Genomic DNA, 12,463 nt, shown 5'->3' with positions numbered 1-12,463 from the left:
ATTCTTTATTTGACTTATAGATTATCTACTAAACCTGCCCCTACAAACTCAAAACACCTAAAACTGTTGTCCGACGAAAATAGAGCGAACTTCGCCATTTCTGCGAATGACAGCTTCGGAATTTTCGTTGTTAATTTCTACCAAAGTCCAACCACTGGAACCAATGCTTTCTCCGACATAAATCCGCCGAGAAACACCGCCAACTTCAAAAATAGCCGCCGATCTGTTTCCCAAAACTAAAACTCCGCGCAAACTATACTGATTAGTAGAAGTAGGAGCAGTAGCTTGTGGAGACCGACTTCTCAAAGTAGGTTGTGCTGTTGGTGAAGGAGAAACTGCTGCAACTTTGGGAGATTCAGATGCAGCTTGGGTGGGAGAAGCAGCTGGTTTTGCAGTAGGTGAAGCTGTTTGATTTGGTAAAGCAGCACTAACTTTAGGAACATCTGGCGCTGTTCTCGCAGGACGAGAGGTTTGTCTAGCTTCAGGTTTCGGACTTGCTGCTGGAGTTGGAGAAGCTTTTGCTGTAGAAGTTGCTTTTGGAGTTGGAGAAGCAGCTTGGGGAGAAGGTTTTGCTGCTGGAGATGCAGCATTAGGAACAGGATTGGTGTAGATAATCCGTGGTTGGGGATAAACTGGGATGTAAACTCGTTCTAAAACATTAGGACGGCTCGAATTTTGCGGTAAATTACCCGGAGACAACACAGGTAAAGGTGGTTGAGTCGGTGGAGGTGCTGGAGGAACTACGGGAACTTGCTGGCGATTTTCCGCTTTTTGATCGATACTTTCTAGCGATCGCTGCATATAATCGACAAAAGCTAACTCTTTCTGTGTCGCTTGGGTCGCTTTCGGGTTCGAGGCGAAATTATTCCCCAATAACCAATTCAATTTACCTTGACCTAAAACCCACAATAACAAAGTAATTCCTAAAGAAGCACAAGCCGCAATCAACAACCATTTTTCCAGGGATTTCCCAGATTGCTGACGCTTTTCGATTTTTTCTGGTTTAGTACTTGGTTCTTTTACTGTAGAACGAGAGGTAATTTCTGCGGGAATGGTCACTGAGGGAACAGCAACTTTTTGGAAAGAAACATATTCCGCGGGCTCAGCTGGTACTGTTGGCGTTTCACTACCACTTTCGAGTATTCTTTCCACGTCTGCGAAAATATCGTCCATCAAACGATTGGCGTTCGCATCCATTGACCAAGGTTGGTCTGATTTTCCCTCTAAAGATTTAACCGCAATCTGGTTGGTACTGGCTTCCTGTGGCATATATTGCTGATTCACTCCTTGCTGATTTTAACGATAGCGTGTGAACTACCCCAACTAACCTAACGGTATAGTTGGGGCTTCTAGTTTCACAAGGGAGTGCCTGAGAACGGATTTGCGTCCGGTCTTCGGTCTTACCTCCCCTCCACTAGCAGAGGCAGCTGTTCCATCTGCCTTTATGATTCTGATTCCTTCTTCTCTAATGTTTGTCGCAGCGTTCCCGTCTCTATCATGCTTAGTGCCACAATTAGGGCAAATCCATTCCCTAACATCAAGCGGCATTTCCGAGACTTGGTGATAACAATTAGAGCAGAGTTTGGAACTAGGGAACCATCTATCAATTTCAACAAGCTTCGCACCTTTGCGCTCTAGTTTATAAGCTAAAAAATTAACAAAAGTTCCCCATCCACAATCAGATATAGCTTTAGCTAAATTATGGTTCTGAACCATGCCTTTTACATGAAGATTCTCTACTATCACAGCTTGGCTATCGCTGCTTAACTTATAACTAAGTTTATGTAGGAAATCCTGCCTCGCATTGGCTACTCGCTCATGAACCTTAGCTACTAATTTACGATACCTTTCCCTAGTTTTACTTCCATCTTTTTTCCGGTAAAGTTTTCGTTGCTTGCGTTTTAAGTTCTTTTCATGTTTGGCTAGATGTTTGGGATTGTCGTACTTAGAAATCTTTGCGCCGTCGCTAACTACAGCGAAATGTTTAACTCCTAAATCTATTCCGTAAATTTTCCCTTCTGTTGTTTTGGGTGTTTCACCTTCTATTTCAAATAAGACAGAGGCGAAATATTTACCTGAAGGGGTTTTGCTGAGGGTCACAGTTTTTATTTTGCCATCTATCGGACGATGAATTGAAGCTTTGATTTCTCCAATTCCCCCAGGAATTTTGATGGCATTCTCTAAACTTGCTACATTCTGGGGATACTGAACTGACTGCTTCCCTTTCTTAGATTTGAATTTAGGAAACCCTGCCCTTCCCTCAAAAAAGTTTTTATATGCGGTAGTTAGATTTAATGTAGCCGCTTGCAATACTTGACTGTAGCAATCACCTAGCCATTTAGTTTCTTCGCTTTTCTTGAGTGCTGGCAATAGTGCGTTTAACGCTGATTGTCCCAATCCTTTACCCGTTTCGCGATAGGTTTCGACGCTTTTGTTCAAAGCGTAATTCCACCACCATCTAGCGCATCCAAAGGCTTGAGCTAGTTTATGTTGCTGTTCAACTGTTGGGTAAATACGGATTTTGACTACTTTGCGCTGCACTCATCTCACCTCCTTATTGGCTATCGTTGATTACAATAAGATTGTGGCATCTTTCGACAAATCTAGCAATATCGTTGCTTTGCTTCTAAGTTAGTTGGTCGTCATTCATCCCCAACTCGCATCAGAGATTTTAGTTGGGGACTTCTGCCGACACTTCTGTTAAAGGTGCGGATGACGCTAGGTGCGAAGCTAAAGTTTCTATAAAAAATATTGCTAGAACCCTAACAATTATACGCTTGCTAATCAGCTATAGCTTACAGCAGTTTTTTCTCTGTTGGTAGTCGGTCAGCGGTCAGTGGTGGGAAAGTTCTTAGTTTCTGCTTCTATTCCGATAAACTTGGTAAAAACTATTACTTTCATACTTTATCAGTGCCATAAAAAGAACATTGCACTTGTGCATCTATTCCTTTTCCTGATGGTTGATAGAGAAAAACTCTTTCTACTTGAAACCATTCTCCGTCTTTAAATACACAATCTCCCACTCTGGGAATGATGCGATAAGTTTTCATCCACTCTTTATCTTCAGTAGGTGCGCTTTCAGTATTAGGATGTTCAAAAGCTGCGTAATAAACAAATTGAACTAAGTATGTCTCCATAGAAAATGTTGACTAAAACCCCAGTCATTATACGCAACTGATGACATTATTGCCGGAGAATTTATCATAATTAGTATGTTGTTGTGCTTTAGCACTCTTACTATCAATCTTGATAAGGGTGCTGAAGCACAACAATCTACCTGGTACTTAACTGACGGGAACGAAGTTCTAAATACACCAATAAAGCGTTAACGTCTGCTGGGTTAACTCCGCCGATTCTCGCTGCTTGTCCAATAGTTAAAGGTTTGACTTTGGTCAGTTGTTCGCGAGATTCTTTGGAAAGGGTGGTAATTGCAGAGTAATCTAAATCTGGGGGAAGTTTGCGATGTTCGTGTTTGGCGATTTGGTCAATTTGATGTTGTTGTCGTTGTAAGTAACCTGAATATTTTAGGTCAATTTCTACACCTTCTCTTTCTGCTTGGGTTAAGTCGGGGTTTGCTAATTCGTATTTGTTTAAATCAAGATAATGAAATCCGGGACGACGCAATAAGTCTGCTAAGGTGATGGAACCTTTGATTGCTTGTTGGGTGTTGTTTGCGATCGCTTTTCCCACTTCATCATGTTCTTTAATCCGCTGACTGTACAATCGTTCTTTTTCCGCTGTAATATTCGCCTGTTTCCGGTTAAATAATTCCCAACGACGGTCATCGATTAACCCAATTTCTCTTCCTAATGGTGTCATTCTTTGGTCGGCGTTGTCCGATCGCAATATTAACCGATATTCCGATCGACTTGTCAACATCCGATAAGGTTCCCGCAAATCTTTGGTACACAAATCATCCACTAAAGTCCCGATGTAACTTTGTTCGCGGGGGAAAACAATCATCTCTTGATTTCTGACAAATCTCGCCGCATTCACACCCGCCACAAAACCCTGCGCCGCTGCTTCTTCATAACCCGTTGTTCCGTTAATTTGTCCCGCACAAAACAACCCTGCAATCTTCTTCGTCATCAAAGTTGGGTAACACTGAGTCGCGGGTAAATAATCATATTCCACCGCATAAGCAGGACGCAACATTTCGCAGTTTTCCAAACCGGGAAGAGTCCGCAACATTAATAATTGTAGATCTTCTGGCAACCCAGTCGAAAATCCTTGAATATACAATTCAGGAATATCTCGACCTTCCGGTTCGATAAAAATCTGATGACTTTCTTTATCCGCAAATCGCACAATCTTATCTTCAATACTAGGGCAATATCTCGGCCCTTTAGCATCAACCCAACCGCCATAAACCGGAGACAAATGCAAATTTTCTCGAATCAAACGATGAGTTTCTGCGGTTGTCCTTGTCATATAACAAGGTACTTGTTCTCTTTCTACCCAAACTTCCGGGTCAAAACTAAACCAGCGAACTTCGGCATCTCCTGGTTGTGGTTCCATTTTAGTATAATCGACCGATCGCTTATCAACTCTTGCCGGAGTTCCTGTCTTTAACCTTCCCGTTTCAAAACCTAACCGATTCAAAGTTTCTGTCAATCCAACTGCGGCAAATTCTCCTGCACGTCCGGCGGACATTGACTTATTTCCCACCCAAATTTTCCCACCCAAAAAAGTGCCAGTGGTGAGAATTACTGCTTTACATCCAAACGCTACACCGAAGTAAGTTTCAACCCCAATTATTTCTTCGTTTTTCCCCAAAACTAAATCTGTTACCATGCCTTCGCGGACTGTCAAATTTTCTTGGTTTTCGACAATTCGCTTCATTACCGCTGCATATTCTCGCTTATCTGTTTGAGCGCGTAAAGCCCAAACTGCTGGCCCTCTAGAAGAGTTTAGCACTCGTTTTTGTAGGTAAGTGCGATCGGTCATTTTGCCGATTTCGCCCCCAAGTGCATCAATTTCATGTGTTAATTGAGACTTCGCTGGGCCACCCACTGCGGGGTTACAAGGTTGCCAAGCGATTTTATCAAGATTAAGGGTTAAAAGTAAGGTACTACAACCGAGTCGTGCGGTAGCAAGTGCAGCTTCACAACCGGAGTGTCCTGCACCAACAACAACAATATCAAATTCTTTTTGGAATTGTACAGACATAAGGGGTTAAACGTGCGATCGAAGTCAGGGTTTGAGCAATTAAGGACTCATTGGTTTATTGTAGCGGTTAGTTTAGCAGCCTGTGTTAACTGAGAAAATGCCGTATTGACAATTATAGTTTTTTGTATAATTATTAACATTGTATTATGGTATTTTCCTTTGTTTACTTACGTTTCAAAAGTTTTCCATAAGCAATATGTTTCTTTTTTATGTTGATGAAAGTGGTACTTGTTCAAATGATAATCAGACAAATTTTTTTGTGTTAGCTGCTATTGCTGTTGACGAGCAGCATTCTTTACAAATATATAAAGAATTTTCCGTTTGCAAACAACAAATTTTTCTGAAAAAGAATCCAGAAGAATGGGAACTAAAGACTCGCGATCTTTGTCGAGGGGAGGGACTATTCAAGGGTCATAAATGGGAATCTCGCGTTCGGATTTTTTTAGAATTATCAAACACTCTAGCTCAACTACCGCTTCAGATATTTGCTGTTGTTGTTAACAAACAATTATATTATATGAATAGAGAAGAATTGAAAAATGATGTATTGCTATATCGTTTAACTTTTAATCGGTTACTAGAAGAGTTAGATGCTTTTTTAAAGCATTCTTACACCAGGGGAATTTTACTCATGGACTCCCGTTCTACACACAGCACCAGTGTTCAAGATGGTCGCTTGGTTAAAGCTTACCGAGATTGGGTAAGGTCTAAAGATTATGAATCAGGCTTTATAGAACAACCTTGGTTTGGTGTTTCGCAGTTTTGCATTGGTCTACAGATAGCAGATTATTTTGCCTACCTGCTCAGTCTTAAATTACAACATATAGACGGAGATGCTCACAAAGCACAATTATTAGAAGCATTCAAGATTCTTCAGCCGAAAATACAGTTAGTCGAAATCCCAGAAATAAAAGAAACTATCTTATAAGGAACCCACGACAAAAATAGTCGTGGGTTCACAGTCGATGGAAAAGAAAAAACATCGAGTTATCTGACAGGCGCACGGTATTTCAACCATGCCATACCTCCCCGTACAGTTCGGGGTACCTCGTCACTGACAGGCGCACGGTATTTCAACCATGCCATATCTCCCCGTACAGTTCGGGGCACCTTGTCTTTGTATACTATCTAATCTTAGATTATAATTTCTAATCCTGTCAAATACGGTTAACCGTTCCTTAGAAAACTCTGCTTACCGAGTATTTACTAAACTAGAACAAAAAGGAAGAAAAATGGATTTTCAATTATATACAGATGTTGTACTTCTGAGCGATGTAGTGGAAGAACACCTTCGTTTAGGAGATGTGGGTACAGTAGTTGAACGTCACGATGTTCCCGGACTAGAAACAGGTTATAGTGTAGAATTTTTTGATATGTTAGGTTCTACAATTGCTGTGGTAACTTTGCCAGGAAGTATGCTCCGCGCACCTACTCATGGAGATATACCTTTTGTGCGCTCTGAAGCAGTTACTATTTAATCACAAGATAAAAATATTGTCCCAAATCATAATTACAAGAGGTGTAAATATGACAAAATTAGATGCAATCCTCAATTGCAGAAACTACAAAAATTCCTGAAACTCTTCAATTGTCAATCCACTATCTCTAACAATTCCAGCCATAGTATAAGCATTGATTGGATTAGCTCTAGGAATAGTGATAATTCTTTCACCATTAGTCATGGTAATATGTTTTCCTTGTCGCACAATTGCGAAACCAGATTTTTCAAATGCGTTAACTGCTCGTAAATGATTAATCCCTGGAAGTTTCGGCATAATAATTATCACACTTCCACATAACGATATTCTGCATTTTTAGTTAATTCTTCAACCGTTTCCAAATAAGCTTGGATTGCATCTTTGATGTTCTCTAAAGCCTCTTCTTCTGTGTCTCCCTGCGACCAACAACCGGGTAAAGCCGGACACCAAATCGCATAGCCTTCTTCCGATTTTTCTAACTTTACTTTATAGCGCATTTTTAGATTACCTTGCCTCAACTTCGCTGATTATTTCCAGTAAAATATCCAATTTGGTCTAATTATATATTTAATTTCAGCAAAATGGCAAAAGAGCGATCGCACTCGATAATCCCATCTGTTAAAATTGATTATCTAACGAGGTGTAAGTATGATAAAAGTAGATGCAACCCAAGCTCAAAATCGATTAACAGAGATTATAACTAGTGTAGGCGATCGCGGCGACAGAGTTGTAATCGAACAAGAAGGTAAAGCAGTAGCAGCGATTATTAGCTACGAGGATTTAAAGCGATTAGAAGCTTTAGAAGACGCAAGGGATGCTGAAATAGTGCGTCAGCGTATGGCTGAAAATGATGGTGAATTTGTTACTATTGAGGAAGTCATAGAAGGTTACAATAAACTGCACGGTACTGACTTAACTATCGAGAATATTATCAATGACTGAGCGTTACGCCTTACGACTCACCAAAGCTGCCGAAAAAGAGTTGTATGATTTACAACTTAAGCAGTTCAAGCAAGTTGTGAAAAAAATATTTTCTCTTCAAAGTAACCCTCAACCGCAAGACTGTAAGAAATTACAGGGTTATGAAACAGTTTACCGTGTCGATCAAGGTGAGTATCGAATTCTTTACACTATTGAAAATAACGAGGTTGAAGTATTTAGGGTTGGTAAGCGTAATGATGATGAAGTTTATCAGAATTTGTAGGTGTTAAATATGAAATATCTGTTGGCTATTTTATCGTTCGCTGGCATACAATTACAACTACGATCGCTCCAGCCAGATAATACAAATAACTGCCTTATTTGAGAAAGAGCGATCGCACCTTATCATCCTAATTAGAAACGTTATAACCATCAGTGAGGGTTTTCATAAAAGCAACAATCGCATCTTCTTCAGCGTCAGTTAAACGCAGATCTCCTAGTTCGTCTTTATTCACATTTTCCTTCACTTCTGGAGCAGGCCAACAATTTTTTGCTAGCGATTCTGCCTCAGTCATTCTACTTGGACAAGTTGGTATAGTGTCCCTGGTATTGTAAAAATGAACGACGGATTTTAACGATTTGAAATAGCCATTGTGGGTGTAAGCTTTCTTAAATTCACTTGAGGGGCGCATATCTACATTACGGAGGGTTGGTACTTTTTGTTTACCCATGTTGGCATTAGCATAAAACTTATACCAACGATTTGTGGCGAGAAATTCACCTAGTCCTTTATCAACCCAATTTTTGCCATCAGGATTGATTTTAGTAGGCATAGTATACCAGGGATTTTCCGGGTTGGGTGGTGTTCCCAAATTGTCGTAGGTGAAGTCGGTAAACAGGGGGCGTTCTCCATGTAAACCTGGTTTAGAGATATGACATTCGGCACATTTGCCTTTATCATTAAACAGTTCTAATCCTTTGGCTTCTTGGGGTGTAAGTTGTACTTTACCTGCTAAGTAGTAATCATATTTAGAAGTAAAGGCGCTGACTTCGGGGGATGCTTCGTAAGCTGCTATGGATTGAGCGATCGCATCGTAAGCTTTCTCAACTTTACTTCTCTCTTCTGAAGATAAAACCACTTCTTTATCCCCAGCTTTTGAGTCCATCTTAGACCAGGAAATATTGCAAATCTCCTTCCCCCAAATATCTGTTAAAGAAACGGGATATTTGTTTTCACAAACTCGATGCACAATATAAGCACTATCCACAAGTCCTTGTTCCACATTCTGCATAAAAGGCCCTTGAGCTTGATCGGCAGCCGGATTTCCTAGTTTTTCGCCTGTTGCCCGCCCATCATAAAAGTTGCCACCTACAAATAATGGCTGTTCCTCGTCAATTATAAAATGGAGAATCGGGCTAAAAGTGGCATAAGCGACAGTGGGTGGCTTACGGTTGCCAAATAAAGTTTTGACTGAACCTTCGTAAACCGATCCTTTGACATTGATTAATTCATCATCTCCCGTCCAGCCTATCTGGGGGACATGACAAGTTGCACAGGATTGATTTTCGTTGAGGGAAAGGGTGTTATCAAAAAAGATCGATTTTCCCAATTTTTGTTCGTTACTCAGCGGTATAGAACTCGATGCAGGTATGGGAGTGAACACACCTCCCATCATGCCGGAAAAAATGATTACTGTGCATATTAACAAGATAAATTTGCACATTTTTTGGTTCAACATTCTGTTTTTCTCCTACACAATGGATTGAAAAACAACCGATTGATTGTTTTTTTAGTTATGATTACTTTATTCGGGTGTAAAATGGTAAAAATAAAAGCTTCACAGATCGGGGGTTTATCTGGAAAACGGAAATATAGACAACAAATACTTCCCAACATCCCCTTGACATTCTTACTCCAATCCTCTATTTAGTTTTTCGCTCCATACATGACTCTATAACTTTAATTTTCGTAAATTGTCTATTTTTATTAGAAAAATACAATTCTTGATTTTGTGGTTACAATTCTTTGATTTAATTTACTAATTTAAGCGAGTATTATCAAGAGATTATTTAACAGTTTAGTCCTACAGAAACTTATCTTGATAGAGCAATTCATCTCCCGTTACATCCATCAGGATTAACGGCGAGAGTGTGAATAGACGATTCTCTGATTATTGTGGTGCGAGCATCTTGCTGGCTTATATATCCCTAGCGAGCAAGATGCTGGCACTACCCTTAACTGAACCGTATTAACATATAATCTAATCGCCTTCTGTAGGAATCACTCCTGCGATCGGGCTTCGATGAACTTAAAGTTAACTCATACAAAGAATATCAGTGAAATATTTTTTTCTTTCCGAAGGTTGGACTTATGGGCGGGTGTGGTCGTCAGACGGACTGTGGAACGATACAGCTTGGCGACGCAGACCCCACATTCAACGCTTAAACCTTTATTTTGTGGAGCAAAACGAACAATTGTGGCTGTATCAGGTGGAAGATGTGATTTTAACTGTAGAAGTCAAACCTGTAGCCACAAAACAAATCGAACGAGCCGCGAATACGATCGGACAAGTAGTACTCAAACGACTGATTAGCGCCGACCAAGTTCTGGAAAGGCTGAGTGCCGCCGAAACAGTTTGTCAAGTAAAAAATATTCAATCGGTCGTATTGTAACTTAAACTTAAGACTGTAACTTGAGGAGTGCAGCTGGTTGTGAGTCTAAGTGCTGTCAACAATACAGCGCCTAGATCTGCTTGCAATAGGTGCAATCAAAAGTTACACTTCTTTAAATACTCTCATTTTGTTAAACGCATTGTTAAACTGCCAAGGTATCTTAATTAAAGGCAACTTTAGGAAGATATCCTGGACAGCCGCAGCAACCTAAACCTTAACAAACTGCACAAAAGTTCGTTAGATCCGACATCACTCATCGAGGAGGAGCGTAGTCAATGGGACTACCCTGGTACCGAGTACATACAGTCGTCCTGAATGATCCAGGCAGATTAATATCTGTACACCTTATGCACACTGCCTTAGTGGCAGGTTGGGCTGGTTCGATGGCCCTGTACGAACTAGCTATTTACGACCCCAGCGACCCCGTTCTTAATCCTATGTGGCGGCAGGGTATGTTCGTCATGCCCTTCATGGCACGCTTAGGAGTAACGGACTCTTGGGGCGGTTGGAGCATCATCCCTGACAAAGTAAATGTTAATCCAGGTGTCTGGAGCTTTGAAGGTGTTGCCGCCGCTCACATCGTTTTAGCTGGTTTGCTGTTCCTAGCTGCCGTGTGGCACTGGGTTTATTGGGATTTGGAACTATTCAGAGATCCCCGTACTGGCGAACCTGCATTAGATTTGCCCAAAATGTTTGGGATTCACTTGTTCTTGTCTGGTTTACTTTGCTTTGGTTTCGGTGCTTTCCACTTGACAGGTCTATTTGGCCCTGGAATGTGGGTTTCCGATCCTTATGGCATAACTGGGCACGTTCAACCTGTAGCACCTGAATGGGGACCAGCGGGTTTTAACCCGTTCAACCCTGGTGGTGTGGTGGCGCACCACATTGCCGCGGGGGTTGTGGGGATTATTGCTGGTTTGTTCCACTTGACAGTTAGACCACCGGAAAGACTCTACAAAGCTTTACGGATGGGGAACATTGAAACCGTACTTTCTAGCAGTATTGCAGCGGTTTTCTTTGCTGCCTTTGTGGTCGCTGGTACGATGTGGTACGGCAATGCTACTACACCGATCGAACTATTCGGCCCCACCCGTTATCAGTGGGATAAGGGTTACTTCCAACAAGAAATCCAACGTCGAGTCCAAGCTAGTGTAGCTGATGGTGCAACTCTGGCTCAGGCTTACGAACAAATTCCCGAAAAATTGGCTTTCTATGATTACGTAGGTAACAGCCCAGCTAAAGGTGGTTTGTTCCGCGTTGGCCCAATGAATAAGGGAGATGGGATTGCTCAAGGATGGTTAGGTCATCCAGTATTTAAGGATGCAGAAGGTCGCGAATTAACTGTTCGCCGCTTGCCTAACTTCTTTGAAAACTTCCCTGTGGTGCTGACTGATAAGGATGGCATTGTTCGTGCTGATATTCCTTTCCGTCGTGCTGAATCTAGATATAGCTTCGAGCAAATGGGCGTAACTGTCAGCTTTTTGGGTGGCGCACTCGATGGCAAGACTTTTACCGATGCTGCTGATGTGAAGCAATATGCGCGGAAAGCTCAATTGGGCGAACCTTTTGAGTTCGATCGCGAAACTTTAGGTTCTGATGGTGTGTTCCGTACCAGCACTCGCGGTTGGTTCACTTTCGGACACGCTGTATTTGCGCTGTTGTTCTTCTTCGGGCACATTTGGCACGGTTCTCGTACCATCTACCGTGATGTATTCGCGGGTGTCGATCCCGATCTGTCTGAAGAACAAGTGGAATGGGGTTTCTATCAGAAAGTGGGTGACAAATCTACCCGCCGCGATCAACCTATCTAGTCTCTTGTTTCCAGACTTTTTCGCTAAGGTCTAACGACTAACTAATTCATCAATTTTGTTAGGGCGTTAGACCTTACCTCTTTGACGATTGGTAAACTGTTAATTAGGATAGTCAGGATTTTTTAATATGGAAAGCATTGCTTACGTTCTGATCTTTACGATTACTTTGGGTGTGCTGTTCTTTGCGATCGCTTTTCGCGAACCTCCCCGCATCGAAAAGTAATAACTTTTACGTCCTCTAAAGGCTCCGGGTTAAAATTTTCCACAGCTGTTACCTGACTGGCGATCTAATCAAAACCAGAACAGTGGTAACAGCTGAATTTGCTTTTTTTTACTAGAAAGCTGAGTTTTGTGTCAAAATCTCGATTAAGGGGCGATCGATCTATCGGTACTTAATTGGCATTTTTTCCC

Annotated in this window: 14 protein-coding genes; 7 read left to right on the top strand and 7 right to left on the bottom strand. The window is 41.5% G+C overall.

Going from position 1 to position 12,463, the window contains the following annotated elements:
* Positions 1-57 precede the first annotated feature (57 nt).
* The 4 genes from ACE1B6_RS28450 to mnmG form a co-directional block, all read right to left on the bottom strand.
* Positions 58-1,269: a hypothetical protein gene (locus ACE1B6_RS28450; protein WP_413260676.1), complete on the bottom strand. Its 1,212-nt coding sequence runs from the start codon at positions 1,267-1,269 to the stop codon at positions 58-60.
* Positions 1,270-1,323: 54 nt separating this feature from the next.
* On the bottom strand, positions 1,324-2,541 hold the full coding sequence (locus ACE1B6_RS28445) for an RNA-guided endonuclease InsQ/TnpB family protein (protein WP_413260675.1): 1,218 nt from the start codon (positions 2,539-2,541) through the stop codon (positions 1,324-1,326).
* 356 nt (positions 2,542-2,897) lie between these two features.
* Positions 2,898-3,137 carry a hypothetical protein gene (locus ACE1B6_RS28440; RefSeq protein WP_413260674.1) on the bottom strand — a complete coding sequence of 80 codons (240 nt, stop codon included), beginning with the start codon at positions 3,135-3,137 and terminating at the stop codon, positions 2,898-2,900.
* A gap of 136 nt (positions 3,138-3,273) precedes the next feature.
* Positions 3,274-5,169: a tRNA uridine-5-carboxymethylaminomethyl(34) synthesis enzyme MnmG gene (mnmG, locus tag ACE1B6_RS28435; protein WP_413260673.1), complete on the bottom strand. Its 1,896-nt coding sequence runs from the start codon at positions 5,167-5,169 to the stop codon at positions 3,274-3,276.
* A gap of 196 nt (positions 5,170-5,365) precedes the next feature.
* On the opposite strand from mnmG, the gene ACE1B6_RS28430 reads away from it, so the two are divergent.
* Both ACE1B6_RS28430 and ACE1B6_RS28425 read left to right on the top strand, forming a co-directional pair.
* Positions 5,366-6,097 (top strand): DUF3800 domain-containing protein, encoded by a 732-nt coding sequence (locus tag ACE1B6_RS28430; protein WP_413260672.1) that lies wholly within the window; start codon positions 5,366-5,368, stop codon positions 6,095-6,097.
* Between the two features lie 304 nt (positions 6,098-6,401).
* The gene (locus ACE1B6_RS28425; protein ID WP_413260671.1) at positions 6,402-6,647 is read left to right on the top strand and encodes a DUF4926 domain-containing protein; all 246 of its coding nucleotides are present in this window, start codon (positions 6,402-6,404) and stop codon (positions 6,645-6,647) included.
* Between the two features lie 84 nt (positions 6,648-6,731).
* Here the strand turns inward: ACE1B6_RS28425 and ACE1B6_RS28420 are convergent, their stop codons facing one another.
* Together ACE1B6_RS28420 and ACE1B6_RS28415 are read right to left on the bottom strand one after the other, a co-directional pair.
* On the bottom strand, positions 6,732-6,944 hold the full coding sequence (locus ACE1B6_RS28420; protein ID WP_413260670.1) for a type II toxin-antitoxin system HicA family toxin: 213 nt from the start codon (positions 6,942-6,944) through the stop codon (positions 6,732-6,734).
* A gap of 8 nt (positions 6,945-6,952) precedes the next feature.
* Positions 6,953-7,144 carry a type II toxin-antitoxin system HicB family antitoxin gene (locus tag ACE1B6_RS28415; RefSeq protein WP_413260669.1) on the bottom strand — a complete coding sequence of 64 codons (192 nt, stop codon included), beginning with the start codon at positions 7,142-7,144 and terminating at the stop codon, positions 6,953-6,955.
* Between the two features lie 151 nt (positions 7,145-7,295).
* Between ACE1B6_RS28415 and ACE1B6_RS28410 the strand changes: the two genes are divergently transcribed.
* Both ACE1B6_RS28410 and ACE1B6_RS28405 read left to right on the top strand, forming a co-directional pair.
* Positions 7,296-7,589 carry a type II toxin-antitoxin system Phd/YefM family antitoxin gene (locus ACE1B6_RS28410; RefSeq protein ID WP_413260668.1) on the top strand — a complete coding sequence of 98 codons (294 nt, stop codon included), beginning with the start codon at positions 7,296-7,298 and terminating at the stop codon, positions 7,587-7,589.
* On the top strand, positions 7,582-7,851 hold the full coding sequence (locus tag ACE1B6_RS28405) for a type II toxin-antitoxin system RelE family toxin (RefSeq protein ID WP_413260667.1): 270 nt from the start codon (positions 7,582-7,584) through the stop codon (positions 7,849-7,851). Before ACE1B6_RS28410 ends, ACE1B6_RS28405 begins: the two co-directional genes overlap by 8 nt.
* 127 nt (positions 7,852-7,978) lie before the next feature.
* On the opposite strand, the gene ACE1B6_RS28400 is transcribed toward ACE1B6_RS28405, so the two are convergent.
* Positions 7,979-9,307: a cytochrome-c peroxidase gene (locus ACE1B6_RS28400; protein WP_413260666.1), complete on the bottom strand. Its 1,329-nt coding sequence runs from the start codon at positions 9,305-9,307 to the stop codon at positions 7,979-7,981.
* Positions 9,308-9,905: 598 nt separating this feature from the next.
* Between ACE1B6_RS28400 and ACE1B6_RS28395 the strand changes: the two genes are divergently transcribed.
* The 3 genes from ACE1B6_RS28395 (at position 9,906) to ACE1B6_RS28385 (ending at position 12,275) form a co-directional block, all read left to right on the top strand.
* Positions 9,906-10,241: a hypothetical protein gene (locus tag ACE1B6_RS28395; protein ID WP_413260665.1), complete on the top strand. Its 336-nt coding sequence runs from the start codon at positions 9,906-9,908 to the stop codon at positions 10,239-10,241.
* 275 nt (positions 10,242-10,516) lie between these two features.
* Positions 10,517-12,052 carry a photosystem II chlorophyll-binding protein CP47 gene (gene psbB / locus ACE1B6_RS28390; RefSeq protein WP_413260664.1) on the top strand — a complete coding sequence of 512 codons (1,536 nt, stop codon included), beginning with the start codon at positions 10,517-10,519 and terminating at the stop codon, positions 12,050-12,052.
* Between the two features lie 127 nt (positions 12,053-12,179).
* Positions 12,180-12,275, top strand: a complete 96-nt coding sequence (locus ACE1B6_RS28385; RefSeq protein ID WP_413260663.1) for a photosystem II reaction center protein T — start codon at positions 12,180-12,182, stop codon at positions 12,273-12,275.
* Positions 12,276-12,463: the final 188 nt, after the last annotated feature.

This window comes from Floridaenema fluviatile BLCC-F154 (assembly GCF_041929135.1).
GTDB classification, from domain to species: Bacteria; Cyanobacteriota; Cyanobacteriia; order Cyanobacteriales; family Aerosakkonemataceae; genus Floridanema; species Floridanema fluviatile.
The sequence above is the reverse complement of the archived record's forward strand: the minus strand, read 5'-3'. Positions and strand labels throughout refer to the sequence as shown.

Coding starts and splice junctions, on each gene's coding strand:
- ACE1B6_RS28425 (WP_413260671.1), top strand. CDS start 6,402: ATGGATTTTCAATTATATACAGATGTTGTACTTCTGAGCGATGTAGTG.
- ACE1B6_RS28415 (WP_413260669.1), bottom strand. CDS start 7,144: ATGCGCTATAAAGTAAAGTTAGAAAAATCGGAAGAAGGCTATGCGATT.
- ACE1B6_RS28430 (WP_413260672.1), top strand. CDS start 5,366: ATGTTTCTTTTTTATGTTGATGAAAGTGGTACTTGTTCAAATGATAAT.
- ACE1B6_RS28420 (WP_413260670.1), bottom strand. CDS start 6,944: ATGCCGAAACTTCCAGGGATTAATCATTTACGAGCAGTTAACGCATTT.
- ACE1B6_RS28405 (WP_413260667.1), top strand. CDS start 7,582: ATGACTGAGCGTTACGCCTTACGACTCACCAAAGCTGCCGAAAAAGAG.
- ACE1B6_RS28385 (WP_413260663.1), top strand. CDS start 12,180: ATGGAAAGCATTGCTTACGTTCTGATCTTTACGATTACTTTGGGTGTG.
- ACE1B6_RS28410 (WP_413260668.1), top strand. CDS start 7,296: ATGATAAAAGTAGATGCAACCCAAGCTCAAAATCGATTAACAGAGATT.
- psbB (WP_413260664.1), top strand. CDS start 10,517: ATGGGACTACCCTGGTACCGAGTACATACAGTCGTCCTGAATGATCCA.
- mnmG (WP_413260673.1), bottom strand. CDS start 5,169: ATGTCTGTACAATTCCAAAAAGAATTTGATATTGTTGTTGTTGGTGCA.
- ACE1B6_RS28440 (WP_413260674.1), bottom strand. CDS start 3,137: ATGGAGACATACTTAGTTCAATTTGTTTATTACGCAGCTTTTGAACAT.
- ACE1B6_RS28450 (WP_413260676.1), bottom strand. CDS start 1,269: ATGCCACAGGAAGCCAGTACCAACCAGATTGCGGTTAAATCTTTAGAG.
- ACE1B6_RS28400 (WP_413260666.1), bottom strand. CDS start 9,307: ATGTTGAACCAAAAAATGTGCAAATTTATCTTGTTAATATGCACAGTA.